Origin of the sequence: Caulobacter sp. DWP3-1-3b2 (assembly GCF_049896325.1) — a bacterium.
In the GTDB taxonomy this organism is placed as follows: Bacteria; Pseudomonadota; Alphaproteobacteria; order Caulobacterales; family Caulobacteraceae; genus Caulobacter.
Genome location: NZ_JAFCUB010000040.1, coordinates 11254 through 36700, shown reverse-complemented (window position 1 = coordinate 36700; position 25447 = coordinate 11254). Strand labels below are relative to the sequence as shown.

Annotated in this window: 26 protein-coding genes and 1 pseudogene; 19 read left to right on the top strand and 8 right to left on the bottom strand. The window is 63.9% G+C overall.

What is annotated here, in order from left to right:
- Positions 1-181: 181 nt before the first annotated feature.
- The 8 genes from ACP7AG_RS18790 (at position 182) to sufT (ending at position 5287) form a co-directional block, all read left to right on the top strand.
- Positions 182-901: a MarR family winged helix-turn-helix transcriptional regulator gene (locus ACP7AG_RS18790; protein WP_426032708.1), complete on the top strand. Its 720-nt coding sequence runs from the start codon at positions 182-184 to the stop codon at positions 899-901.
- Entirely contained in the window at positions 898-1239 is a 342-nt protein-coding gene (fdxA, locus tag ACP7AG_RS18785; RefSeq protein WP_426010020.1) for a ferredoxin FdxA, read from the top strand. Before ACP7AG_RS18790 ends, fdxA begins: the two co-directional genes overlap by 4 nt.
- 33 nt (positions 1240-1272) lie before the next feature.
- Positions 1273-2514, top strand: coding sequence for a P-loop NTPase (locus ACP7AG_RS18780; protein WP_426032706.1), 1242 nt, complete (start codon positions 1273-1275; stop codon positions 2512-2514).
- Complete coding sequence (locus ACP7AG_RS18775) at positions 2507-3133, top strand: NifU family protein (RefSeq protein WP_426032704.1); 627 nt, start codon at positions 2507-2509, stop codon at positions 3131-3133. Before ACP7AG_RS18780 ends, ACP7AG_RS18775 begins: the two co-directional genes overlap by 8 nt.
- Before the next feature lie 75 nt (positions 3134-3208).
- Positions 3209-3532: a Grx4 family monothiol glutaredoxin gene (gene grxD / locus ACP7AG_RS18770; protein WP_426032702.1), complete on the top strand. Its 324-nt coding sequence runs from the start codon at positions 3209-3211 to the stop codon at positions 3530-3532.
- 383 nt (positions 3533-3915) lie between these two features.
- Positions 3916-4173, top strand: a complete 258-nt coding sequence (locus tag ACP7AG_RS18765) for a BolA/IbaG family iron-sulfur metabolism protein (protein ID WP_426010012.1) — start codon at positions 3916-3918, stop codon at positions 4171-4173.
- A 5-nt stretch (positions 4174-4178) separates the two neighbouring features.
- Positions 4179-4511 (top strand): iron-sulfur cluster insertion protein ErpA, encoded by a 333-nt coding sequence (erpA, locus tag ACP7AG_RS18760; protein WP_426032716.1) that lies wholly within the window; start codon positions 4179-4181, stop codon positions 4509-4511.
- 218 nt (positions 4512-4729) lie between these two features.
- Positions 4730-5287 (top strand): putative Fe-S cluster assembly protein SufT, encoded by a 558-nt coding sequence (sufT, locus tag ACP7AG_RS18755; protein WP_426032700.1) that lies wholly within the window; start codon positions 4730-4732, stop codon positions 5285-5287.
- Positions 5288-5326: 39 nt separating this feature from the next.
- Here the strand turns inward: sufT and ACP7AG_RS18750 are convergent, their stop codons facing one another.
- The 5 genes from ACP7AG_RS18750 to sufB form a co-directional block, all read right to left on the bottom strand.
- On the bottom strand, positions 5327-5731 hold the full coding sequence (locus ACP7AG_RS18750; protein WP_426000546.1) for a HesB/IscA family protein: 405 nt from the start codon (positions 5729-5731) through the stop codon (positions 5327-5329).
- A gap of 2 nt (positions 5732-5733) precedes the next feature.
- Entirely contained in the window at positions 5734-5994 is a 261-nt protein-coding gene (locus tag ACP7AG_RS18745) for a hypothetical protein (protein ID WP_426032698.1), read from the bottom strand.
- Between the two features lie 2 nt (positions 5995-5996).
- Complete coding sequence (sufD, locus tag ACP7AG_RS18740) at positions 5997-7037, bottom strand: Fe-S cluster assembly protein SufD (protein WP_426032696.1); 1041 nt, start codon at positions 7035-7037, stop codon at positions 5997-5999.
- Positions 7034-7780 (bottom strand): Fe-S cluster assembly ATPase SufC, encoded by a 747-nt coding sequence (gene sufC / locus ACP7AG_RS18735; protein ID WP_426010005.1) that lies wholly within the window; start codon positions 7778-7780, stop codon positions 7034-7036. The genes sufD and sufC overlap by 4 nt, the downstream gene beginning before the upstream one ends.
- Before the next feature lie 226 nt (positions 7781-8006).
- The gene (gene sufB / locus ACP7AG_RS18730; RefSeq protein WP_426032694.1) at positions 8007-9476 is read right to left on the bottom strand and encodes a Fe-S cluster assembly protein SufB; all 1470 of its coding nucleotides are present in this window, start codon (positions 9474-9476) and stop codon (positions 8007-8009) included.
- A gap of 276 nt (positions 9477-9752) precedes the next feature.
- Between sufB and ACP7AG_RS18725 the strand changes: the two genes are divergently transcribed.
- From ACP7AG_RS18725 to ACP7AG_RS18715, 3 genes are all read left to right on the top strand, one after another.
- Positions 9753-10232, top strand: a complete 480-nt coding sequence (locus ACP7AG_RS18725; protein ID WP_426032714.1) for an Rrf2 family transcriptional regulator — start codon at positions 9753-9755, stop codon at positions 10230-10232.
- A 113-nt stretch (positions 10233-10345) separates the two neighbouring features.
- The gene (locus ACP7AG_RS18720) at positions 10346-10519 is read left to right on the top strand and encodes a hypothetical protein (RefSeq protein ID WP_426032692.1); all 174 of its coding nucleotides are present in this window, start codon (positions 10346-10348) and stop codon (positions 10517-10519) included.
- Positions 10520-10564: 45 nt separating this feature from the next.
- On the top strand, positions 10565-10825 hold the full coding sequence (locus ACP7AG_RS18715) for a zinc-finger domain-containing protein (RefSeq protein WP_426032690.1): 261 nt from the start codon (positions 10565-10567) through the stop codon (positions 10823-10825).
- 259 nt (positions 10826-11084) lie between these two features.
- Here ACP7AG_RS18715 and ACP7AG_RS18710 read toward each other — a convergent pair.
- Positions 11085-11345, bottom strand: a pseudogene (locus ACP7AG_RS18710) (Tn3 family transposase); the annotation flags it as partial.
- A gap of 287 nt (positions 11346-11632) precedes the next feature.
- On the opposite strand from ACP7AG_RS18710, the gene ACP7AG_RS18705 reads away from it, so the two are divergent.
- The 7 genes from ACP7AG_RS18705 to ACP7AG_RS18675 all read left to right on the top strand — a co-directional run bounded on the left by ACP7AG_RS18705 (position 11633) and on the right by ACP7AG_RS18675 (position 19932).
- Entirely contained in the window at positions 11633-12769 is a 1137-nt protein-coding gene (locus ACP7AG_RS18705) for an Acg family FMN-binding oxidoreductase (protein ID WP_426032688.1), read from the top strand.
- Complete coding sequence (locus ACP7AG_RS18700; RefSeq protein ID WP_426032686.1) at positions 12766-13218, top strand: MarR family winged helix-turn-helix transcriptional regulator; 453 nt, start codon at positions 12766-12768, stop codon at positions 13216-13218. The genes ACP7AG_RS18705 and ACP7AG_RS18700 overlap by 4 nt, the downstream gene beginning before the upstream one ends.
- Before the next feature lie 53 nt (positions 13219-13271).
- Complete coding sequence (locus tag ACP7AG_RS18695) at positions 13272-13733, top strand: hypothetical protein (protein WP_426032684.1); 462 nt, start codon at positions 13272-13274, stop codon at positions 13731-13733.
- 225 nt (positions 13734-13958) lie between these two features.
- Positions 13959-17393: a response regulator gene (locus ACP7AG_RS18690; protein WP_426032682.1), complete on the top strand. Its 3435-nt coding sequence runs from the start codon at positions 13959-13961 to the stop codon at positions 17391-17393.
- Positions 17394-17402: 9 nt separating this feature from the next.
- Complete coding sequence (locus ACP7AG_RS18685) at positions 17403-18227, top strand: CheR family methyltransferase (RefSeq protein ID WP_426009991.1); 825 nt, start codon at positions 17403-17405, stop codon at positions 18225-18227.
- Entirely contained in the window at positions 18224-18799 is a 576-nt protein-coding gene (locus ACP7AG_RS18680) for a chemotaxis protein CheB (RefSeq protein WP_426009989.1), read from the top strand. Before ACP7AG_RS18685 ends, ACP7AG_RS18680 begins: the two co-directional genes overlap by 4 nt.
- The gene (locus ACP7AG_RS18675) at positions 18796-19932 is read left to right on the top strand and encodes a hybrid sensor histidine kinase/response regulator (protein WP_426009987.1); all 1137 of its coding nucleotides are present in this window, start codon (positions 18796-18798) and stop codon (positions 19930-19932) included. The genes ACP7AG_RS18680 and ACP7AG_RS18675 overlap by 4 nt, the downstream gene beginning before the upstream one ends.
- A 172-nt stretch (positions 19933-20104) precedes the next feature.
- Here ACP7AG_RS18675 and ACP7AG_RS18670 read toward each other — a convergent pair whose 3' ends face one another.
- The gene (locus ACP7AG_RS18670; protein WP_426032712.1) at positions 20105-21601 is read right to left on the bottom strand and encodes a DUF4158 domain-containing protein; all 1497 of its coding nucleotides are present in this window, start codon (positions 21599-21601) and stop codon (positions 20105-20107) included.
- Positions 21602-21634: 33 nt separating this feature from the next.
- The gene (locus ACP7AG_RS18665; RefSeq protein ID WP_426009983.1) at positions 21635-23068 is read right to left on the bottom strand and encodes a LytTR family DNA-binding domain-containing protein; all 1434 of its coding nucleotides are present in this window, start codon (positions 23066-23068) and stop codon (positions 21635-21637) included.
- Between the two features lie 112 nt (positions 23069-23180).
- Between ACP7AG_RS18665 and ACP7AG_RS18660 the strand changes: the two genes are divergently transcribed.
- On the top strand, positions 23181-24656 hold the full coding sequence (locus ACP7AG_RS18660; RefSeq protein WP_426032710.1) for an alpha/beta hydrolase: 1476 nt from the start codon (positions 23181-23183) through the stop codon (positions 24654-24656).
- Positions 24657-25447 lie beyond the last annotated feature (791 nt).

The following is a 25447-nucleotide window of genomic DNA, read 5'->3' as shown; positions in this document are numbered from 1 at the left end:
CATCCACAACCTGTTCAACCTCCCCCCAGACCCCCTCCGGGCAGTTGATCGATCAGTGGCTCACCCCGCGGCGATGCTCTGCGCTGGCTGAGAGCTACGCGCATCGCCGCTCGGAAGCCCGATAGGGGGTCCCGATTGCGCGCCGTTTGACGCCCATGGCTAGGAGTAGCCCCTCGGTTGATTGCGAAACAAAACGATCGGCATCCAATCGGTTGTCAAGTTGATTTCGAAACACTATTATGTCTTCGAAGAGGTGATTATGTCAGCGCGCGAAACGGCGGAACTCCTGCTGCTGGTGGGGCGGCTCGTCCAAGCGGAGGGCTATCAGGGCGAACTCAGTCCCGCCCAATGGATGGCGCTGCGCTTCTTCGCGCGCGCCAACTCGTTCTCCCGCACCCCGTCTGCCTTCGCGGAATTTCAAGCGACGACCCGTGGCACCGCATCACAAGCCATCAAGGCGCTTGAGGCTGGTGGGTACCTGGGCAGACAGAGATCCCAGGCGGATGGGCGAAGCGTCAGTCTAAGGCTGACGGACAAAGGCCACGAAGCGGTTGCGCGCGATCCGTTCGAAGTTCTGGTGCGCGCCGTGGAATCACTCGCCGCGGAAGAGCAAAGCGCGATGCGCGGCGCAATGCACCACGTGCTGACCACTGTAGCTGCGAGCGGGCCGCATCGGCACTTCGGTGTTTGCCAGGACTGCACGCACCTCGCTGGAGAAACGTGCTCCGACTCCACGGGAGCCTCGCTCTCGGCCCTCAAATGTCAACTGTTCGACGTTCCGATCGAGCTAGAGGAAGTCAGTCTACTCTGCATGCATTTTTCAACCAACGAGCCAGCCGCGCGAGGGCGGACACCGCGAATGAGTTCAGCACTGCGATCTGCTGAAAGGACGCCTAGTTGACCTACATCGTGATGGATGCCTGCATCAAATGTAAGCTCATGGACTGCGTAGAGGTGTGTCCGGTCGACTGCTTCTACGAGGGCGAGAACTTCCTGGCGATCAATCCGGACGAATGCATCGATTGCGGAGTCTGCGAACCGGAGTGCCCGGTGAACGCCATCAAGCCCGACACCGAAGACGATCCAGACGGCAAATGGCTAAAGGTCAATTCCGAATTCTCCCGCATCTGGCCCAACATCACCGTCAAGGGTGAGGCGCCCGCCGACGCCGACGACTTTGAGCGCGAGACCGGCAAGTTCGAGAAGTATTTCAGCGAAAAGCCCGGCAGGGGATCCTAGTGAACCACGAAGCGATATCAAAAAAGCTTAGCCATGCAGGCCACTGACCCACACCACGCGCGTGGCCCGTCGTCATTGCCGGCCGCCGGCGCAGAGAAGCTGCCTGGGATTCGGCACATCGTCGCCATAGGCAGCGGCAAGGGCGGCGTCGGCAAATCCACGGTGAGCGTCAATCTGGCGCTCGCGCTGCAGCAGCTCGGAGGGCGCATCGGGCTGGTGGATGCCGATATCCTTGGCCCCAGTATCCCCGGCATGCTCGACATCCCAACCGGTCAGCCGCCGGCGCAAACCCCGGAAGGCAGGATCATCCCGGCGGAGCGGCACGGTCTGAAGGTGATATCGATGGGGATGCTGACCGGAGACGACAATCCGGCCGTCTTGCGGGGCCCAATGGTGGGCAAATACCTGAAGATGTTCGTCGCCGGCGTGCAATGGGGACCCCTAGATTACTTGATTCTCGACCTCCCGCCCGGCACCGGCGACACGCAGCTGACGCTGGCGCAGAGCATGCCGCTGTCGGGCGCGGTGATTGTGACGACGCCACAGGACGTTAGCCTCAAGATCGCCCGCCGCGGCTTGCGGATGTTCGAGAAGGTGCAAGTGCCGATTCTTGGCATCGTCGAGAACATGCGCACTTTCACCTGCCCCCACTGCGGACAGAGCACGGATATCTTCCGTAACGGCGGCGGCGAGCGGATGAGCCAGGAGCTCGGCGTCCCGTTCCTCGGCGCCTTACCCCTCGATCCCGCCGTCGTCGCCTGCGGTGACGTGGGGCGCCCGATCGTGGTTGACCAGCCGAAGTCAGTCAGCGCCCAGGTGTACGCCGCCATCGCCGCAGCGCTTGCTGAGCAGCTCCACGCGGTGGCCACGGTGCTTCAGCCCTTTGTGTGGAGTTGGGACAGCAACGAGGGGGCGCCGGCCTGGATGGAAGGCTCGGTTCGGCCTGCTGGATCGAGGAATACCCCCATCGGTTTCCGGCGCCGCGATCCACGCACCTTGTCCGTGCTCTGGGAGGACGGCCATAGCGACGACTTCGACGTCCGCGATCTGCGACTGGCGTGTCACTGCGCCCTCTGCGTCGAGGAGATGAGCGGACGCAAGTTGCTCGATCCGAAAACGGTGCGGCCTGATGTGAGCCCGCGCAAGATCGTAAGCATAGGAAACTACGCGATCGGACTTGATTGGAACGACGGCCATAACAGCGGGATCCATACGTTTAAGAACCTGCGCGCCGCAGGCGCGCGCGCCGCAGAAAAGAACGTCGAGGATGTCTGACGCCCAGTCTATGGATCTGCCAATCGGCATCCGCGCGGAGACCTCGCTCGCCGACCCCGACACTTGTAAATTCACGGTGAGCCGCGATTTACATCCCGGTGGTCCGCTGTTCTTCGGCAATAAGGAACGGGCGGCCGGGTCGCCGCTCGCCGAGCGACTGTTCGCGCTTTCCGGTGTGGCCAACGTGCTCATCGCCGAGAGCGTAGTGACCATCGGCAAGGAGCCGAGCGCCTCGTGGTCGGGACTGAAATCGGCAATCGGGATGGCCGTTCGGACGCAGCTGCTCTCCGGCGTGCCGGCGATTTTGGAGATAGCTGCTCAGGCTAGCACGCAAGGAAGGGCCGACGCCGAGGTTCGCGTGGCCGTCCAGACGCTCCTGGATAAGGAAGTCAATCGTTCGATCGCCAACCACGGCGGGAAGATTTCAATCGTGGACGTCAGCGAGGGGAAGCTTTTCATAACCATGAGCGGCGGCTGCCAGGGATGTGCATCCTCTCAGGTGACCCTGAGGCAGGGATTCGAAGTTATGGTTAGAAGGGTTGCCCCGGAAATCATGGAAATTGTGGACGCGACGGACCACGCAGCGGGGAAGGCGCCATTCTACAGACGCCCTGGCTAGATGTCAGGGAGACATCTGAAAATCGACTGTCCCGAAAATCCGGCCAGAATCCCAAGCAACCCGAAAGGAGCAACATTGTCCTTAAATGAACCTTTCCACCAGCACATCTCCGACCTCGTGGCACAAAACCGAGTCGTCCTCTTCATGAAGGGAACTCGCCACATGCCACAATGCGGGTTCTCCGCCCAGGTCGTAAAAATCCTCGACGAGCTGAAGCCAAGCTACGAAACGGTCGATGTACTTCGCTCCCCCGAGATCCGGGATGGAGTCAAGGCGTTCTCCGAGTGGCCGACGATCTCGCAACTCTACATCGATGGGGTGTTCGTGGGAGGCTGCGACATCGTCCGCGAGATGCAGGCGTCCGGAGAGCTTCAAGAGCTCATCGGCGTTAAGGTCTAGTGGTGAGAATCTGACGGTTGGCGACCCGCCGAAAGTCTTTGGGGCCAAGGATTGGCGCCATTTTGACGGATTCAAACGCCGCTTTCGATCCGTTAGCAGCCCCGCATGCCGAGGACCACCATGAGCGAGGCGGTCGGAAGGGGTTTGCGGCAGTTGTCGCAGATCCGGGTGACGCAACGGGGAGCGCTAGAGCATTTTTCGAGCGAAGTGGTTCCGGTTCGCGTGAAGAAGAATGCGTCAAAACAAAAGATTAGAGCTCACGGCCTGACGCAGTCAGGTCGGGAAATGCTCAAGCCAACATCGGACTCAAAGGCGGCATCGACGCGAGGGCGCTGCCCATCGACGCCTCAGTGCCGCGTTACTGATATAAAAAGGAGACCAGCATGTCGTCCCATCCAACTGACTTCCAAGGTTCCGTCATCGATGCGCTCCGCGAGGCCATCGAGCGCAAGATTCCCGATTCACGGGCCGGAGTGAACGGCGGCGGCGGCCACTTCAATATCGAGGTGACGTCGCCCGTGTTCGCCGGCAAGAATATGCTGGAGAGCCAGCGGATAGTGTACAGCGCCATCGCCGATTTGATGAAGGGGGACAGGGCTCCGGTGCATGCCGTCGACAGTTTGAAGACCCGGGCGCCATGAACAGCATGACTGCGTCAAACCTGACCCTCTCCCAGACCGCAGCCCAACGGCTTCACGCCCTCAGCCAGAGCGAGGGCTATCGCGTCATGCTTCGGGTGGCGGTGGAAGGCGGGGGCTGTTCCGGCTTCCAGTACCAGTTCGACTTGGTCAGCGAGCTGCATGCCGATGACCTGGTGGTCGAACGTGACGGGGCCGCAGCCTTGGTCGATGAGATGAGTTTAATCCTGCTGAGGGGCTCGGTGATCGACTATGTGGACGAGCTGTCCGGCGCCGAGTTCCAGGTCCGCAACCCCAACGCCAAGTCCAGCTGCGGCTGCGGCGTCAGCTTCTCCATCTAGGGCATTTTTCGAGCGAAGTGGTTCCGGTTCGCGTGAAGAAAAATGCGTCAAAACATAAGATTAGAGCTCACGGCCTGACGCAGTCAGGTCGGGAAATGCTCTAGCAGGCTGAGGGAAAGGTCCGGACTGACGGCCTGTGCAGATTCTCCGGGCCGGCTCTTATAGACAACCTGGGTTCGACGCTTAGTCGCGCCCGCAGCCACAGGATTGGCGTCGGCATGAGCAGTTTCAGTGTGAGCAACGAACCCTTCACCCTGTTGCGCGATTGCAACGCCGTCATGGTGCCGCTTGGCGACGCAGTTTGCCTGCCCATCGGCCAGATCGGCTACATCACTCAGGCGCTAGGGGGCAGTTTTACCGTGTATGTGGACGGCAACCTATTCCGCATTGCCGGAAGCGATGCCGACGCGCTGGGCAAGGAGCCGCCGGCGGCTATCGAGGTGGCCGCCGATGCCACCAATGCGGATGTGGAAAAGCTGGCGTGGGATCAGCTTCGCACCGTGTTTGATCCGGAAATTCCGGTCAACGTGGTCGATCTGGGGCTGGTCTACGACCTGCGCCTGGAGCAGACGGCTTCAGGCGAGCGCAAGGTTTATGTGAAGCTCACGTTGACCGCCCCCGGCTGCGGCATGGGCGACATCCTGGTGGATGATGCCCGCACCAAGCTCAAGATGATTCCCACGGTTACGGAGGCTGATGTGGATCTGGTGTTCGATCCGCAGTGGAGCCATTCAATGATGTCCGACGCCGCCAAGCTGGAAACTGGCATGCTCTGAGTCCCGCCATGTTGGCGGACGGCAATGTAGGGCAAATATTCACGACTCAACGACCTTACCAGGCTCGATAGTGACGCTTTCCCCGCAACCGCAGGCGTCGGTCTGGTTGGGGTTTCGGAAGGTGAACTTGGCTGAGAGCTTGGTCTTTTCGTAGTCAATCTCGCTGCCGATCAAGAACAGGACCGCCTTGGGATCGACCAGAATGGTGACGCCCTTGTCTTCCACCACCTCGTCCAGGGGCGCGGCGGCCTCGGCATATTCGATGGTGTATTCGGAGCCGGCGCAGCCGCCGTTCTTCACCCCAACCCGTAGTCCCCTATAAGGGACATCAGCGCGGCCCATGATCTCGCGCACGCGCTCAGCCGCAGTGTCGGTCAGGGAGACGAGCTTGGGGCGGAGTCGGCGGGGCGGCGCGCCGGCCGCAGTCAGATTGAGATCGCTCATGGTCAGAATCCATTCAGTCGGAGCTTAGCCTCGTCGGACATCCGCGAGGAATCCCATGTCGGGTCGAACACGAGATCGACCTTCACCCGGCCGATGCCGGGCAGTTCCTTCACCACATCCTTCACCCAGTCCGGAATTTCACCGGCCACCGCCGGCAGCTTCCGAGCTGAGGCGTCGCTGTCGAAATAAACCAGCGGCTCGCCGTTCACCTGGCGAACCAGGATCGGGAACCGCTCGCGGATGGCTTCGACGTCGAAGTCCATGGTCAGGCTCTCAACCTCTGGGCGGCCCAGGCGCGAGCGACCTCGCGGGCGGGCTGGTAGGCGATCCGGTCGATCACCTGACCGACGAACGCCTCGATCAACAGGGCGCGGGCCTCAGTTTCGGGGAGACCCCGCTGGCGCATGTAGAACAGCGCCTCTTCGTCCAGGGCGCCGACCGTATTGCCATGGGCGCATTGCACGTCGTCGGCGAAGATCAGCAGCTCCGGTTTTGCATCGACCTCGGCGCGATCCGACAGGATCAGTGCGTTGTGCCTCATGCGAGCGTCGGTGCGGTCAGCACCCTCCTCCACCACGATGCGCCCCTGGAAGACGCCGCGGGACTGGTCGCGCACGACGCCCTTGGTGAGCTGGTCCGTGGTTCCATCAACCCCTCCGTGCTCCACCATCGTGGTCAAGTCGGCATGATGCTGACCGGAGAGCAGATAAACGCCATCGAGGCGCACACCGGCTCCGGCGCCCGGGTGGGCGACGTGGGTCTCGATCCGCTGTCGTTTGGCGCCGTCAGTCAGCAGGGTCTGGGCGAAGCGGGTCTCAGGGCCGAGCGCAACCTGGGTCGAGCTGACCGAGATCGCGCCTTCGCCGTCGGCGGCCACCACGATGCGCTCCAGGGCCGCGCCTTTGGCGAGCGAGATATCGAGGGCCGTGTCGGCGACATAGTCGCCCGCTAAGCCCTCATAGCTCTCCAGCAAGGTCAGGTCGGCGCCTTTGCCCAGTTGAATGGCGAGCTGGACGGAATGGGCGCTGTCGGCGCTTTGGGCGACAAACCGCAGGCGCACGACACGCTTCTCGCCGGGCTTCAGAATCAGGGCCGAGGCGTCGCCGCGTAGGCGGCCATTGACGATGGCGACCTCGATCTCGCCCAGATCACCAAACGGGCCAGCGGTCAGCGCCGCCTCGCTTGGCGGCGAGGGCGGCGGCAGGACGCGCAGCAGGCCGCGCAGGTCGGTCCACTTCCAGTCTTCGTCGCGCTTGCTGGGAAGCAGGCCGGCGTCGCCGGATTTCAGGGCGGTGGCGAGACTCAAGCGGCCCTCGCGTATTTGTCGTAGCCTTCGCGCTCGAGCTCGAGCGCCAGGTCGGGCCCGCCGGTGGCGGCGATGCGGCCGCCGGCCAGGACGTGGACCTTGTCGGGTTTGAGGTAGTCGAGCAGCCGCTGGTAGTGGGTGATCACCAACATGGCGCGATCGGGATCGCGCATGGCGTTGACGCCTTCGGAGACGATCTTCAGGGCGTCGATGTCGAGTCCGGAATCGGTCTCGTCAAGGATCAGGAGGCGCGGGGCCAGCATGGCCATCTGGAAGATTTCCATCCGCTTCTTCTCACCGCCTGAGAACCCGACATTGAGGGCGCGCCTGAGCATCTCGAAGTCGATCTTCAGTTCGCCGGCCTTCTCGCGCGCCAGCTTCAGGAAGGCCGGGGCGCTGATCTCGGTCTCGCCGCGCGCCTTGCGCTGGGCGTTCATGGCCGTGCGGATGAAGGTCAGCGCCGGAACGCCGGGGATTTCCAGCGGGTACTGGAAGGACAGAAAGACGCCCTTGGCGGCGCGTTCGTTGGGATCGAGCACCAGCAAATCCTCGCCGTCCAGGGCGGCGGTCCCGCCGGTGACCTCGTAGCCCGAGCGGCCGGTGAGCACGTAGGAGAGCGTCGACTTGCCGGCGCCATTGGGGCCCATGATGGCGTGGACCTCGCCCGCGGGCACATCAAGCGTCAGGCCTTTGAGGACTTCCTTGCCGCCGACTTCGGCGCGCAGATTGGAGACGGAAAGCATCTTGGGGGTCACTCCACGAGAAACTGCGCCAGGACCTCAAGGGCCTCTTGCGCGCTTGCAACGGGCTGCTGCTTGGTGGGGGAAGCGGTGGGCCTGGTGGCCGAGCCACCCAGCGCGGGCCAGGTCGGTGCCTTGGTGGAACCGCTCGGCCTCCTCCCGCGCGTGGCGTTCGGCTTCAAGACTTGCCCTGAGGATATAGGGGCGATCCGTTCCGGAATGGCGAGGGTCATCCGACCGAACCTTCGAGCGAGATCGCGACGAGCTTCTGGGCTTCGACCGCGAACTCCATGGGCAGCTCCTGCAGCACCTCGCGGACGAAGCCGTTGACCAGCAGCTGGACCGCCTCCTCCTGGGAAAGACCGCGTTGTGTGGCGTAGAATAGCTGGTCGTCCGACAGCCGGGTGGTGGTGGCCTCATGCTCAAGGATGCAGTGGCCATTGCGCGCCTCGATGTAGGGCACGGTGTGGGCCGCGCAGGTCTTGCCAATCAGCAGCGAGTCGCACTGGGTGAAGTTGCGCGAGCCCCTGGCCTTGGGGTGGACCGAGACCAAGCCGCGATAGGTGTTGGACGAACGCCCCGCCGAGATCCCCTTGGAGATGATCCGCGAGCGGGTGTTGGCGCCGAGGTGGAGCATCTTGGTGCCGGTGTCGGCCTGCTGGCGGCCGTTGGTGATGGCGATCGAATAGAACTCGCCCGAGCTCCCTTCGCCGCGCAGGATGCAGGACGGGTATTTCCAGGTGATGGCCGAACCGGTCTCGACCTGGGTCCAGGAGACCTTCGAGCGGTCTCCGCGGCAGTCGGCGCGCTTGGTGACGAAGTTGTAGATGCCGCCCTTGCCCGTGACCGGATCGCCCGGATACCAGTTCTGGACCGTGGAATACTTGATCTCGGCGTCTTCCAGCACGATCAGCTCGACCACGGCGGCATGGAGCTGGTTCTCGTCGCGCATGGGGGCCGTGCAGCCCTCCAGGTACGAGACGTAGGCGCCCTGGTCGGCGATGATCAGGGTGCGCTCGAACTGGCCGCTGTTCTCCGCATTGATCCGGAAATAGGTGGAGAGCTCCATCGGGCAGCGGACGCCGGGCGGCACATAGACGAAGCTGCCGTCGGAGAAAACCGCAGCGTTCAGGCAGGCGTAATAGTTATCCGAAACGGGCACGACGGAGCCCAGGTATCGCTTCACCAGTTCGGGATGTTCGCGGATCGCCTCGCTCATGGAGCAGAAGATCACGCCCACCTGGGCGAGCTCCTTCTTGAAGGTGGTGACCACCGAGACACTGTCGAACACCGCATCCACTGCGTACCTCGGCGCGCCTTCGACGCCGGCAAGGACCGCCTGTTCCCTCAAGGGGATGCCCAGCTTTTCGTAGACGGCGAGAATTTCCGGATCGACCTCGTCGAGGCTCTTGGGGCCCTTCTTCTCTGACGGGGCGGCGTAGTAGTAGCTGTCCTGGTAATCGATGCGCGGGAAGTGGACCTTGGCCCAGGCCGGCTCGTCCATGGCCAGCCAGCGCTCGAATGCGTCCAGCCGCCACTGCAGCATCCATTCCGGCTCGTTCTTCTTGGCCGAGATGAAGCGAACGATGTCGGCGTTCAGACCCTTGGGCGCGAAGTCCTGGGCGATGTCGGTGGAAAAGCCGTGCTGGTATTTCTCCAGGCTCTCGACATGTTCGATGGTCTGTAAGGCAGCGGACATATGCGTGCTCCAAGGCCGCAAGCGCGCAGCGACGCGCGGAGTGGCGGGATGAATTTGGCGTCCAGGCTTCGACGAAGGCGGCCCGGTCGGTGTCGGTGATCGACCTCGCCGTCATGGCCTTCCGCCTGCACGATCCGCGATGTTTGCAGCCGGATGACCGCCGTTTCGCGTGCTGACATGTTCACCCCTTCCCGCAAAGTGATAGCCCTTCGAAACCATATTGACAAGCGATCTGGGGATTAATAGTTGTGTTTCGAAATCAGTGTCGAGGCGCGAATGAACATCGGTCCAGCTGTCTACGATGCCGTCGAGCTCATGGTTCGGCTGGCTGCCGCCGATCGCCAGGTGACAGCAGGCGAGCTCGCCGCCCAACTGGCCCGTTCGCTGTCATATACGGAGGCGCTGTTGGCTCGACTACGGAACTGCACCCTTGTGAAAGCCGTCAGGGGTCAAGGTTACCGCTTAGCGCGACCGGCTGCGTTGATCTCAGCTGCAGATGTTTTCGAAGCCGTGTACCGGGGAAGAGCGACCCCGGCTGCGCGACGATATCTTCCTTATCTCCGACCCAGGGACGCGGTAATCGGGGTAGATCTGCTTAAATATTCGCTCATGACCTATACTATGACTTTCCTAAGCGGTGTCAGGCTCGCCGACCTGTTGCCTGATTCAGCGATCACAGATGCTGGAACAGGACCAAACTCATTCGCCGAGCCGCCCTATCGCTCATCGAATCCCCTACACGGTGTAGGCGCCTGAATGCTGGCCTTGAGGCTGCAGCGCGGCCGGACCAGCGATCAAGAAAATCCGAGGCCACCTTCACAAGGCTGATCTGGTTCGCCGCCGACCCCCTCTTTGGAAAGGAGAGAGCCATGACCGACAACGCGTCGAAAACGAACAAAGACGTGGAAGCACTACGGCGGGCGCTTTCCCGGTGGGACAATGAGGGTGGTGCGGCCGCGCAGGAGCCACAGCTGAGCCCATCAACGAGTACCGCCGAAACTGGTGGACTCAAGCTGACCATCCCGAGCTTCAAACACGCTTGATCGCATTCTATTCAGGTTGGACGTCGGTGGAGCGACCAGATCGATATGGCACGTGAGGTCTATCCGAAGTTCACGAACGACCACGGTGTGCCGGAGATTCGCATCGGGGTTAAGGCGTTCAAATGCATCGGCGCATCACCACCCCAGGACCACCCGCAGATCTATCTTGCAATGGGCGGACAGGACACCAGCATTCTCTGCCCTTATTGCGCGACCCTATTTCGGTTCGATCGCGACCTCGATCCATACGGGGCCGATCCGCCAGACAGCGTTTTCGCCTTGGGTGACGAGGCAGAAGGAGCATAACGCTGGTCGCCGAGAAAGTATGGTTGCCGATCCTGGTGACGATGCCGGCGCGGGCGGCGCGGCGGCCTATCATCGCGTAGGCGTCGGACCAGGGCAGTGGCGTGGTGGTCAGCACCGCCTCCCCCGCTCAATGGTGCGCAACAGCGGCCCCTTCGGATTGCCGCGCAAGGCGCAGCCGTCGAGGCGTCCAAGTAGAGAACGGCGCGACGTTTGTTAGCTGAGCAACTCTGAGGGCGAACGGAACCCGAACCCGCCAACTTCAAGCCGCGCCGCGCATTCGGCGACCGATGGTCAGCTGCCGGCGCCCCGTTGGCAGCGTCGCGGCGTGGTCCCACAGGAAGTCGCCCGAGAACGCGATGTGCTCCCAGCCGACCGGCGAGGTGTGGGCGAGGAGATCGTCGGGGGCAGGCTGGCCAGCAGCTCGCAGGTGGTCGACGGCGTCGGCCATGTAGGTCGAGTTCCACCAGACGATGGCGGCGATCACCAGGTTCAGGCCCGAGGCGCGGTACTGCTGCGCGTCGCCGGCTGGACAAGGCCGACGCCCTGAGGGAACGGGAAGTGACCGCAGACTGGCCAGCCTTCGATCCAGCCACAGGAGCGGACCTTTGCGCGGCGCTTGGCCACCGGCCACAGTCTGGCCGACCTCGACCTCGTGCTCTTCCAAGGAGCCGCGATAATCTTCGAAGGTCGGTTTGGAGTGCTCCGGCACGTCGTCAACGCTTAGGCATGCACGCGGATGTCCAACCTAAGGACCTTGACTAGTTTAGGGCTCAATTATATAGTTTAGGTCTCAACTGTGAGGTCTTCATGACAACTCGTCGTAGTGTGCTCGCTTGCCTCATCGCAATGCCAGTCGTGTCCGCCGGATGTGGGTCAGGTTCAACAATAGACCCCGCTGCGGCATGGCGCACGCCGGGCGCCGGCGAGACTGATCCGCGACGCTATGCGCTGGCGCATGCGATCCTGGCCCCCAACCCCCACAACCGGCAGCCCTGGCTCATCGATCTGGCCGGAAATGATGAGGTTTTATTCTACCCTGACACCGCCCGCCTGTTGCCGGCTACGGATCCGCCAAACCGACAGATCACCCTAGGCTGCGGCGCGTTTTTGGAGCTATTTGACCTCGCGGTGCGGCAAGTGGGGCGACGGGCGGACATCACGCTTTGGCCCGAGGGCGAACCCCATCCGCGCCTGGACAACCGCCCTATTGCCCGTATTCGCTTAGTTTCCGATCGCAACATCCCGCGCGATGCCCTTTTCGAACAGATCACAAATCGACATACGAACCGCGCCCCCTACGACCTGAAGGCGCCGCCGACCGCCGCGGAACTCGCAGCCATCTTGGCTGCAGCGGACGGTGGCGGGATCACGGCCGGAACGATCAGTGACGAGGCGACCCGCGTGCAAATCATGCAACTGGCTTGGCAAGGATGGACGATCGAGAGCCACACGCCTGCGACCCATATGGAATCCGTTCGCCTGATCCGTATCGGGGCGGCGGAGATCGCCGCACATCGCGACGGCATTTCGCTGAGTGGCCCCATGTTGGAAACACTCAAGGCTGGCGGCGTGCTTACGCCCGCAACCCTCGCCGACCCAGACTCATTCGCGGCGAAGTCCAGCAACGACATGGCCCGCAAAGCGCTAGACGCGACACCCGCGTTTTTCTGGCTGAAAGGCGCGAATAATAGCCGGGCGACCCAAATCGCCGCCGGCCGAGCCTATGCCCGAGCCCACCTCACAGCTACAAGGCTTGGCCTCAACTTTCAGCCTTGGAGCATGACCCTGCAAGAATATCAGGAGATGGCAGGGCCCTACGCGGCCACACAAGTGTTGTTAGGTGCGGGCCCTGAAGCTCCACTTCAGATGCTGGTCAGGGTGGGCCGAGCCAAGGCCACGCCTCCGGCGCCGCGACGCGGCTTAGCGGCGCACATTCGAACATGACAGATGCCGTTGAGGATCCGTTGGCCTTCCAGGTTTTCAACGAGATCGCAACTATTGAACACTTGTCGAGCACGGCGTTCGAGCGGGTGCTGCCGAGGGGGCTCTCCCTGGCGGGCTTCACGGTCCTCAACCACCTCATCCGCCTGCGCCACGAAAGGCGGGCGCCAGCTTTGATCGCGAGCGCGCTGCAAGTCACCCGGGGCGCCATCACCGGGACTGTTAAAAGGCTGGAAGCGCAGGGCCTGGTTCACTCGAATCCAGACCCGAAGGATGGCCGAGCAAAGGAGATCAGCGTCACGCCTGCCGGCCGCACGGCTCGCGATGCGGCGATCGCCGCTCTGCAGCCCATCCTGGCCCAGTTGCAGACCGAGATCGACGAAACACTACTGGCGAAGCTGCTGCCAGGTCTGCAGCACCTGCGGCGTATCCTTGACGCCGCAAGGGATTAGGTCAGGAGTCCAAAAGGCGGCGAAATCACCCGCGCGGCCCGCGCCTCATTCACGTGCCAGAGCTGCCCGAAGGCGATGAGGGACTGGGCTGCACGCACCGGGTGAGTGCGCGGACAGGCTGCAAGCGGTCCTTCCCAACGTCAGTCAGAACCGCGAACAGCCGCAGGCTCACCTCAGTGTGGCGGACAATACCGCGCCTGCAGAAATGGATGTCCTTCTGGGAGGAGACCGGCCGCCGCCACGACTTGAAGCCGGACTCCGGGTTCCTGCTGGGTGAAAAGGCGCCAGGTGTTGCCGACGTGGTGACGGCTGTTCTGTGGTCGACCGTGACCGACCGCTTTTCCAAGATCCAGGCGATCCTTGAGGACACAGCGCCCAGGACAGCGGCGCTGACACGGCGGGTCGCCGATCCGCCGCCGCTCGTCAAGCTGGCCGCCGAGGCCCGGAAAGACTATGGCGACACCTATTGCGGCGGCCAGATCGAGGCCTCCCTGCGCAAGGTCCTGGACGCTTAAGCCTTCAAACGCCCGGGAATCGCTGGTCGATCGCTGCGGCTCCGTTATAAAGGTGGAACCTTCCTGCGGACGAAGTCCCCTGCCCCGCGCCGCGAGGGGCAAATCGAGGCCGCAGCCCACCGCGCCTGAAGGACCATCAAGGCCGACCGCGTCACGCCCATCCACCCTTGCTTGTCTGACCACACCCGCTAGGCAGGTGCGAATGGCCACTCACTCGAGATCTCCATGCCGCTGACCCGCCCCCGTTCCGCGTCGAGCCTCAAATCCGGCGCGGAGGTGTGGGCGACGCTGGGGCTGGCCGCTGTCCTTACGTTCTTCCTGATCAGCGGGGCTGTCGCCTACATCAACATTCAGGCGCTGCGGGCGAACGATCAGAACGTCCGGCATACGCACGAAGTGATCATCGCGCTGAACGACATGCTGTCGACGGCCCAGGACGCCGAGACCGGCCAGTGGGGCTACCTACTCACCGGGAACGAGACCTATCTCGCGCCATACGAAGACGCCGTCGCGAAACTCGCCGGCCGAGTCGACGCAATCGGCTCGCTGACACGCGATAACCCGGCCCAGCAAGCCAAACTCGCCCAGCTCCAACGCCACATTGACGCCAAGCTCGCGGAGCTCAGCGAGACGGTTGAATTGCGCAAAACCAAAGGAATCGAGGCTGCGCGCGCCGTGGTCACCACCAATCACAGCAAGATCGAGATGGACGCCATCCGCGCCCAGGTCGAGGTCATGCGGCAGGACGAAACTCGCCTGCGGAAAATCCGTATTGCGGAGATGTCGAGCGCCTTCAGCGCGGCCCAGACCACTGGCGTGCTCTCCGGCCTTCTCGGGGCCGGGCTCACCGTCGTCGTGTTCATCCTGATCCGCAGGAACACGCAGGTCCGCAAGCGCCAGCAGTGGCTACAGTCGGGTGAGGTCGGGCTTGCCGAGGCCATGATGGGCGACAAGTCGGTCGAGCAACTCGCCGACAGCATCCTGGCCTTCTTGGCGCGCTACGTCGGCTTCCAGGCGGGCGCGCTCTTCAACGGCGATGGCGACCAGTACAGTCGGGCGGCGACCCTCGGCGTTCCGGCAGACGCGGAGGTCCCGGTACGGTTCAGCGTGAAGGAAGGACTTCTGGGACAGGTCGCGGCCGAAGGGCGGGCAACGATCATTCGGGACGTTCCGAAGGGCTATCTGACCATCGGTTCGGCGTTCGGCCAGGACACGCCCAAGCATCTTGTCATCGTTCCGGCCCGTGCCGACGATGTCGTCAACGTGGTGATCGAACTGGGCTTCCTGCACGCCGTCGACGATCGCGTGCTCGATCTGCTGGAGCAGGCTTCGGCGTCGATCGGTATCGCTCTGCGCTCGGCGCGCTATCGGACCCAGCTGCAGGATGTTCTTGAGGAGACCGAGCGCCAGGCCGAGGACCTGCAATTACAGAGCGAGGAGCTTCGCGTCTCCAACGAAGAGCTCGAAGAACAAAGCCGCGCCCTCAAGGAATCGCAGGTGCGGCTCGAGCAACAGCAGGTCGAGCTGGAGCAGACGAACAGTCAGCTTGAGGGACAGGCTCGGACGCTCGAAACCCAGCGCAACGACCTTGAACACACGAGCGCCGCCGTCCAGCTGAAGGCCCGCGAACTGGAGCAAGCGAGCCAGTACAAGTCAGACTTCTTGGCCAACATGTCGCACGAGCTGCGAACGCCGCTCAATTCCCTGCTGATCCTCTCCAAGTTGCTGGGCGACAACCCCGAGGGCACTCTCTCCGACGAACAGGTGAAGTTTGCCCGGACCATTCAATCATCGGGCAACGATCTTCTGACGCTCATCAACGACATTCTCGACCTCTCGAAGATTGAGGCAGGTCACATCGAGATCCAACCGGCGAGCCTTCCGCTACAGAGACTGGCCGGCGATCTTCGGCAGCTTTTCCAGCCCGTTGCGGGCGAACGCAAACTCACGTTCGAGATTAGCCTCGCCGACGACTGCCCCCCCGCCATCGACACCGATCGCATGCGGCTTGAGCAAATTCTCAAGAACCTGCTGTCCAACGCTTTCAAGTTCACAGAAAGCGGCGGCGTTCGCCTCGCCATCGCACGCGCCGGCGCCGATCGCCTGGCGTTAGCGGTGACGGACACCGGGATCGGCATCTCAAGGGAGCAGCAGGAGGATATTTTCGAAGCCTTCCGCCAAGCGGATGGCACCATCAGCCGCCGGTACGGCGGCACCGGGCTTGGCCTGTCGATTTCGCGCGAATTGGCGCGGCTGCTCGGCGGCGCGATCACGCTTGAGAGCATGCCTGGCGAAGGCGCTACCTTCACCGTCACGGTTCCGATCTCCTACCACCCCGCCTCGGTCGCGCCCCGCGATCAGCGCGAACCGTCTCCGTCCGAGGCGGCAGTCGCGACGTCGTCTGCCGCACCGAAGACCAAGCGAGCGCCCTCACTAGGGACACCCGAGGACGACCGAGACGCCCTCACCGACGCGCGCCGTCTGCTTTTGGTCGTTGAAGACGACGAGGCATTTGCCGCCATCGTGCGCGACCTGTCCCGCGAAATGGGCTTCCAATGCATCGTGGCCGGCACGGCCGAGGAGGCCGTGACCCTTGCCAGGAAATTTAAGCCCAGCGCGATCGTCCTCGACATCGGCCTGCCGGACCAGTCCGGCCTAACGGTGCTCGATCGCCTGAAGCGCGATGACCAAACTCGCCACATCCCCATCCACGTCGTGTCCGGCGCCGACCACAGCCAGACGGCGCTGTCGCTGGGCGCGGTCGGCTATCTCGTGAAGCCGGTTAAGCGTGAAGACCTGGCCGAGGTGCTGCAAGCCCTCAAGTCAAAGCTGACAAAGACCAAGCGGCGGGTGTTGATTGTCGAGGACGACGACGTTCAGCGCGACGCTGTCGGCAAGCTGCTCGCCTCGCGCGATGTCGAAACCGTCGGCGTGGGCACCGCCGCAGAATGCCTGGAGCAGCTCCAATGGCAAACCTTCGACTGCATGGTGCTCGACCTGTCTCTGCCCGACGCCTCCGGGTACTCATTGCTGGAGACGCTGAGCCAGGGCGACCACGCCTTCCCACCGGTCATTGTCTATACCGGCCATGATCTGTCGGCGGACGATGAACAGCAACTGCGCCGCTATTCCAACTCGATCATCATCAAGGGCGCGAAATCGCCGGAGCGCCTGCTCGACGAGGTGTCGCTGTTCCTGCACCAGGTGGTGGCCGAGCTGCCGCCGGAGCAGCAGAAGATGATCCAGAAGGCGCGTAATCGAGACGCCGTTCTCGAGGGCCGCCGCATCCTCATCGTCGAAGACGACGTCCGCAACGTCTACTCCCTGACCAGTGTCCTCGAACCCCGCGGCGCCGTCGTCCAGATCGCGCGAAATGGTCAGGAGGCGCTCGACGCGCTGGCAGGGTCCGCGCAGGATCCGTCGCGGACCATCGACCTCGTGCTGATGGACGTGATGATGCCGGTGATGGACGGCTTGGTCGCGACGCAGCAGATCCGCAGCGATCCGCAATGGGCTAAACTGCCCATCGTCATGCTGACCGCCAAGGCGATGCCCGACGATCAGGAGCGCTGTATCGAGGCCGGCGCCAACGACTACATGGCCAAGCCCATCGACGTCGACAAGCTGCTCTCGCTCGTTCGCGTATGGATGCCAAGATGAGAGTGATCTGTGCGAGACGGCGTTGAAGGCATCGAGATCCCGCTGCTGCTGGAGGCGCTCTACCAGCGCTACCACTATGATTTCCGTCACTACGCTCGGGCGTCGATCAAGCGGCGCTTGATCCAAGCCCGCGTGCAGCTCAATTTCAGTAGCATCTCGGCCATGCAGGATAGCCTGTTGCACGATCCGTCCACGCTGCCCCGGCTGCTGGACTACCTCACCGTCCAGGTGAGCGAGATGTTTCGTGATCCGTCCTATTTCCGGGCGCTGCGGGAGAAGGTCTTGCCGTACTTGCGGACCTATCCCTCGCTGAAGGTCTGGATCGCCGGCTGCAGCACCGGCGAAGAGCTCTATTCGCTGGCGATCCTGTTCCGCGAAGAAGGGCTCGATCAACGCACGCTGTTCTACGCCACCGACATCAATCCGGGGGCCCTCCGTGCCGCCGAGGCCGGCGTCTACCCGCTCGACCGGATTCGGAAGTTCACCGAGAACCACCAGAAGTCCGGCGCCAAGACGTCGCTGTCGGACTACTATACCGCCGATTACGGACGGGCTGTGTTCGACAAAACCCTGCGCAGCCGCGTCGTGTTTTCGGACCACAGCCTGGTGACCGACGCCGTTTTCGCGGAGATGCATCTCATCTCCTGCCGCAACGTCCTGATCTATTTCGATCGCGCCCTGCAAGATCGGGCCATAGGCCTCTTCCGGGACTCGCTCGCACGCAAGGGCTTCCTGGGCCTGGGGTCGAAGGAGAGCCTGCGCTTGTCAGAGCACGCCGCCGCATTCTCCGATTTCGACCGCGACGAGAAGATCTACGAAAGACAGGAGCCATGACGGAGGCGCCCATCAAGGCGGTCGCGATCGGCGCGTCGGCGGGTGCGGTTCAGGCGCTCTTGCAGATCCTGCCATCGCTGCCCGCCAGCTATCCCTTTCCGGTGCTGATCGTCGTTCACGTTCCGCCTGATCGGAGAAATGCGCTGGTGCCGCTCTTCCAGATGAAGTGCCAAATCGAGGTCAAGGAAGCCGAAGACAAGGACCCCGCGCTTGCGGGTGTGGTCTATTTCGCGCCTTCGGACTATCACCTATTGGTAGAGGTGGATGGATCACTTTCGCTTTCCTCGGACGAGCTTGTGAATCATTCCCGCCCATCTATTGACGTGCTGTTCGAGAGTTCGGCCGACGCCTTCGGACCCGCGCTCGTAGGGGTCATCCTTACAGGGGCAAATCATGACGGCGCCCTAGGGCTCAGGGCGGTCATGGACGCGGGCGGCGTCGCCATCGTTGAGGACCCGGCCGACGCCCACGCCTCAACGATGCCGGCCGCAGCGCTCAGTGCATGCTCATCTGCAAAGGCCATGAAACTGGACGCGATCACATCCTACTTGTTGAGTCTGGGAACGGCATGACCCGCGAGGCGCCGATAAACTTCCTACTGGTCGATGACCTTGAGGAAAACCTTCTAGCGCTCGAAGCGCTGCTGCAGCGTGAGGGCCTCCGCTGCCTCAAGGCGCGCTCGGGCGAGGAGGCCCTGGAACTCCTCCTCGTCCATGACGTCGCTCTGGCGCTGCTCGATGTACAGATGCCGGGCATTGACGGATTTCAGCTCGCGGAATTCATGCGAGGCGCTGAGCGGGCGCGACACATCCCGATCATCTTCCTCACGGCCGGCAGCGTCGACATTCAACGCCGGTTCCGCAGTTACGAAACCGGCGCGGTCGACTTCATTCAAAAGCCAATCGAAGCGGGCATCCTGCGCAGCAAAGCCAATGTGTTCTTCGACCTGTATCAACAGCGCCGGCAGATCGTGGTGCAGCGTGACGAGCTTGCAGCCAATGCGGATCTTCTGCGAACCGTCGATCGGCACAAGAATGAGTTCCTCGCGGTTCTCGGCCACGAGTTACGCAATCCGATTATGGCACTCAGCGCGGGCTTTAGCCTCCTGAAGCGGCGCGACGACCCCGAGCAAGTTCTGCAGATACGGGCGGAGATGGACCGACAGGTCGTCCATCTGTCGCGACTGGTCGATGACCTCCTCGATATCTCCCGTATAGATCAGGGAAAGTTTTCCCTGAGGAAGGAGAAGGTCGCACTTCTGAATGTCCTCAAGTTCGCGATCGAGACTAGCCAGCCGCAAATCGACACCGGTCATCATGCGCTCACAATCGACATCCTGACGGAACCGACTTGGCTGGACGCCGATCCCACCAGAATCGCGCAGGTCGTCAGTAATCTCCTGAACAACGCCGCCAAGTATACGCCGGAAGGCGGGCAGATCAGGCTCGTCGCACGGGTGGTGGATGGGTTTGCGGAGATCGAGGTCTCCGACAACGGGATCGGCATTCCAGACGATATGCAGTCCACGATTTTCGAGCTGTTCGCGCAGGTTAGGGGCTCAGGGGCAACCGCACAGGACGGGCTAGGGATTGGCCTGGCTCTCGTTAAGCAACTGGTCGAGCTTCATGGAGGGACAATTTCGCTCACGAGCAGTGGATTGAACCTGGGCAGCAGCTTCCAGGTGCGCTTCCCAGTCCTCCCTTAGCGTTCTCTAGAGTTTGTCCAGACCGGCCCGCTCGTCGGAGCCGCGCCTTTCTGAATGGAAGGCCACTGCGGGGAGTCGCTCGATCTGATTCTCATTCCGGACGACCACCCGACCTGGAAAGCTACGAGGGGTCTGAGTAGCAGCGGAACAGAAAACCTGCACAAGCTCGGTGTCAGGCCTCATCGACACCGGCCGTGCGCGGGTCGCGCGGCGGCCGGAGTTCGCCTCGGGCGACAAAATCCGGCAGTGTGAGCCTGGGAAGGTGGGCATCGACCGCTGCGCGGAGCGCAACCAGGCTCGGCGGCTCGTCAATTTTCTCCAGGCGCTCGACCGAGAGGTCCGGGCCGTCGGGCGTGGCGGTGATTGTCACCGCCGAATTCACTGGCACGCGTTCGGCGGTCTCGCGGTAAGCGAGATCGAGACGCCGCGACAGCCTGGCGAGTTCCTCATCGGCCGATGCCGAAACGCCCACGGTGCGACAGATCGCCGGCCGCGCCACCTCCCAAGCAGCGACGGACAGCAGACCTTTTCTCGGATCCGCATAGCGCAGCGAACGAAGTGGGAAGACGTCGCGCCTGCGGATGGCACGGCGAAGGCCGTCGAGAACGCAAAGCCGATAGCCGGTCAGGTCCAATGAGCCATCGGCCGTCTTCATCTGGCCCAGCCATCCATTCGGTGCGAACACCGTGGGCGCCGGTCCTGGACGTTTGCGGCCGGAGTGACTGGCACGCAGGTACTTAACCGCCTCGAGCAACGGCCGGCCCGCCGCCGCCGCGCTGAGGTCAAGGCCGGCAAGGAGCGCGGGCGCGTATCCGATTTTGCGATGACTTTTCCGCAGCTCGGCGAAATAGGTATCATCGCGGGGTTCGGCGAGCGCCCCGACGCGCTCGACCGTAGTGACGAACGCGTCACGATCGATCAGATTGAACACGGCCCTGCGGACGTCATCGTCGGGCGTCTCCTCATCGAGAATAACGATCCCAGCATCGCGAAGCTTGAGCGCGGCGGCGTCGAGATCGCGCAGCGAGCGCAGCCTGGCCTCCTTCGACGCTGCGTCGGCCGGCGCGAACATCGAAGTGGCGACCGCATCAAACAAGTCGATGACATCGTCGCCGGCCGTCGCCTCCAGCGTCCTGACGAAGGCAAGGAGCGTGGCCGCACGCCGGTCGTTTGGAAGCCGCGCAACCACCTGCGCCTTTGCCGCAGCCGCGAAGCGCGCGAGCGCCACGATCTTGCCTGGCGGCAGACGATCCGTTTGCGGAAGAGCGTTGGTGATCGTGCGGATCTCTTCCAGGCGGTTGAGCGCACGGCTGATTTCGCGGCCACTCTGGATACACGGGCCGTCGCGCAAGCGATCGAGCGGGCTTTGGCGCCCGCCATCGGGGACCGCGACGAGCCCGTCGAGGTTCGCGCGTTGCTCAGGCGTCATCGCCTCCATCAACAGGCGGTGCAGATACGAGTTTGCGCGCGTCCGAACCCTGGCCGCAGCGCGCCCAAGCACGGAGAGGCCCGGCAGCAGCACCTTGGCCTCAAGCAGCCATGCAACAGCGCGGTCGAACAGCGCCGAGGGGCGGTTGGCGCCCGTCCAGCACCGCGCATATAGAAAGCGATCGAGGCGAAACGCGATTCCAAAGTCGGCGAAGGCGCGGTAGCCGTAGCGCTCGCGGATGCGGGGCCGCGCGAGCGGCTTAGTCCGCTGGCGCTACGCCGACACCGCCCCCACGGGAGGAACGTCCAAGGCCTCGCGTAGGGCGGGCTGGCGGGAGCGGCTGACCGGCAGGGGCGCGCCCTCGCTCAGGTGCAGCCGCCAGCGGTCGCCGTCGCGCTCCAGGCGCTGCGCCTGGGCGAGATTGGCGATCACCGACCGATGGATGCGCAAGAAACTCCCCGGAAGTTGGGTCGCCAGGCCGTCGAGGCGAGCGGCGTGCAGCAGGCTGCGGCCGCCGACCAGCCGCAGCTCGACATAGTCGTCGGCCCCCACCACGGCCAGGATCTCGGCGATCGGCACCAGCTCGACGCCTCGGGCCGAGGCCACGGTCAGGCGGTCGGGGCGGCTGGCGGCGCGGGTCAGGGCGGCCTCGCGGCCCCGATCGTCGCGACCCAGCCGCACCACCTCGACCGTCAGCAACGGCAGCACCAGACCGGCGGCGAGCAGGAAGAACGAGATGTCGGCCAGCCATTCGGGGAACCCGAGGGCCAAAGCGAGAAACAGCGCCAGATAGGCCAGGGTCAGCCGCGCGCCGGGGACGCGCCGACGCACGCCCGCCGTGGCAGGCAGGGCGGCGAGCGCCACCCCCAGGATCAGCGCCCAGCCCGTCTTGATGTCGAAGCCCGGAAGCAGGGCCGTGGCGCCGACCACGCCCAGGGCCAGACCGATCATCAGACGGCGCGCCTTGGGCAGGAACCGGCCGGCCACATAGCTCACCAGCAGGACCGCGAAGGTGGCCGCCAGCACCCAGATGGCGCTCATCCGCCAGGCGTGCAGGGGATAAGGATAGTCGAACAGTGTCCTCAGGCTCTCGACAATGGCCTGCACGGCCGCGACCCCGGCCATGGCGGCCAGGACCAGGCTGGATCCCGTGCGACGCATGACGTGAATGACGCCGAAGCCGAACGCCGCGGCCAGCAGGGCGCCGGCCGCCAAGAAGGTTACCGCCAGCAGCGCGGGGCGCTGCGGATAGGGGTAGGGAAAGACGCCTATCGCGCTCATTGGACGGGCGAAACGCAGGCCGCCGTGGAAGGACGACAGGTGCATCACCAGTACGTTCTCGCCGGTCCGCCAGGCCGTCTCGCGGATCGGAAAAATCGCCTGGTAGCGCCCAGGAACCTCGTCCCGCGCCGTGGCGCCGGGGCGACCGTTGACGCCCAGGCGCTGACCGTTGAGCCAGGCCTCGGACGAGGCGACGCCCGCCAAATAGAGGGCGCGCGGCCGGGTGTCGGTGGGGGCGCTGACGGAGGAGCGGATCCAGAGCTCGCGGCCTTGGGGGTCGACGAAATCCTGGATCGGGCGGCAGTCACTCAGCACCGGGCCGGCCGGGCTGGGCACGCCATGACAGGCCTGCCACGGCGTCTCCTGGGCTCGGGCCAGGGTCGTGAGGCCGGACAGGACCAGGCCGAGAAGCAGGATTCGCCACATGCTCCCCACTCTACGGCGCCGCTCACCGAGATGGGCCGCCATTCGCCGGTGACTAGGCGCCGTTGACCGAAGCGGGGTGGCGGACGGCGCCACCGACGGCTCATCTGTCGGCATGACCCACACTTCGCTCAATCGCCGCGCCCTGCTCGCCGCCGCCGGCCTCGCCCTTCCGGCCCTGGCGTTTGCCCAGGTCCCGGCCCCGACCCAGACCCCCGCTCCAGCGACGTCTCCGCCGCGGGCCGGCCCCTTCCGCTTCAAGGGCTGGCAGGGTCAGGAAACCGACGCCGAGCGGGGCTTCTTCGAGGTTCCCGAGGATCGCCGCGATCCCGGCTCGCGGAAGATCCGGTTGAGCTATGTCCGGTTCGCCTCCACGGCGGCCAAACCGGGTCCGCCGATCATCTACCTGGCCGGCGGACCAGGCGGCATGGCGACGAGGGCGGCGGGCGGACCGCGCTTTCCGATCTTCATGGCCCTGCGCGAGGTGGCCGACGTCATTGCCTTCGACCAGCGGGGCACGGGCCTGTCCAACGCCATCCCGGAGCGGCCCGCCTTCACGCGCCCGCCGCCGGTGTTCACGGAGGCCGGGCTCACCTCCCATTTTCGCACGGAATTCCAGAGCGCCTGGGTCGACTGGACGAAGGCCGGCGTGGCCATGACCGGCTACAACACCGAACAGAACGCCGACGACATCGACGACCTGCGACGTCACCTGGGCGCGGAAATGGTCAACCTCTGGGGCATCAGCTACGGCACGCACCTGGCGCTCAGCATGCTCAAACGGCACGGCGACAGGGTGAACCGCGTGGCCCTGGCCAGCCTGGAGGGCCAGGACCAGACGGTGAAGCGGCCTGCGGCGATCGACGATCTTTTGCGCCAGCTGGACGGCCTGCTGGCCGCCGATCCGGCCGCCCGCGCCGCTGTGCCGGACCTGCCGGCCCTGATGCGCCGCGTGCACACCAGGCTGGAGGCGCGGCCGGTCGTGACAAAGGTCACGCTGAAGGGCGCGCCGGGCGAGATCAGGATGGGCGGCTTCGGCGTCCAGATGCTGGCGGGTGGGCTGATCGCCAATCCCAACACCCTGGCCATGCTGCCGGGTCTTTACCTCGCCCTTGACGCGGGAAAGACTGACATGCTGGCGCCGTTCCTCGGCGATGTGGTTGACCTGCTGAGCATAACCGGCATGCCCGAGGCCACGGATCTGGCGTCGGGAATCTCGCCGGGCCGGCTGGCCTTGGTGCGGCGGGAGGCGCGGGTCGCCGTGCTGGGCAAGGCGCTGAACTTCCCGATGCCGCAGCTGCTGGGCGCGGTCCCAGGCGTCGACCTGGGCGAAGGCTTCCGGGCGCCGTTCCGCATCGACCATCCCGCCCTGTTGGTCGCCGGTACGCTGGACGGCCGCACGCCGTTGGCCGAGCAGGACGAAGTGGCGGCCCAGTTCCAGCGCAAGTCACGGGTGATCGTCGAGAACGCCGGCCACAACGTCTTCGAGGCCCATCCCGACGTGCAGGACCTGCTGGTGCGGTTCTTCCGCGGCGAGGCCGTGGCCGACACCCGGCTGGCCTTGCCGCCGCCGAAGTTCCAGATGGCGTGATCGGGCGGCCGGCGACGAAGAGACCTGACGCGACCCCCTGAAGCTCCCCCAGCAATAACTCGCTCGCGCGAGAAGTCCCGAACCTAGAGCGTTTCCCGACCTGACTGCGTCAGGCCGTGAGCTCTAATCTTGTGTTTTGACGCATTTTTCTTCACGCGAACCGGAACCACTTCGCTCGAAAAATGCGCTAGGGCAGTCATCGGCGGAGGTGGAAGGTTTGGAAGTTGGAGCGGTCCCAGAGTCTCTTTCTGTTGAGGGTTTCGGATGCTGGCCCATGCGCGGACTTGTGAGCTGGCGCTTGAGGGAAGCCTTCAGGGGAGGAAGCGGCGGTCAGTGCTCCGGGTGTGTCAGGCTATGGCGATAGCGGTTGTCACTGCCGGTCTGGCGGCGGCCGAATAGGCCTGGGCAGTGCCTGTGGCAATCTCAAACGGCCAACAAGTCGGTCCCAAGCGGGGTGAAGCGTCGATGCTCGCGGCGGCTGAACGAAGCTTGAGGTGACGCTGGACGTGAGACGCAGCCGATCCCGCGCCAAGACCCAGGGTGATGGCGGAGCAGATGTCGAAGATGATCATGGCTCTGCTCATGAACTATAATGCGACTTTAGATTGATCTGACGGGCGCGCCACGCGCCGCGCCCGCCAATGACCTCGATGATGCGCAGACCGCCACCGCAACACGGGCAGGTCAGGGCGGACGCGGTCTTGGGCTCCGGGGCTCGGGAGTCTGTTCGGGAAAATTACCCAGCGCACGCGCGCCGCAGCCATGCTTTTGCTGGTCCAGGACTGAAAACT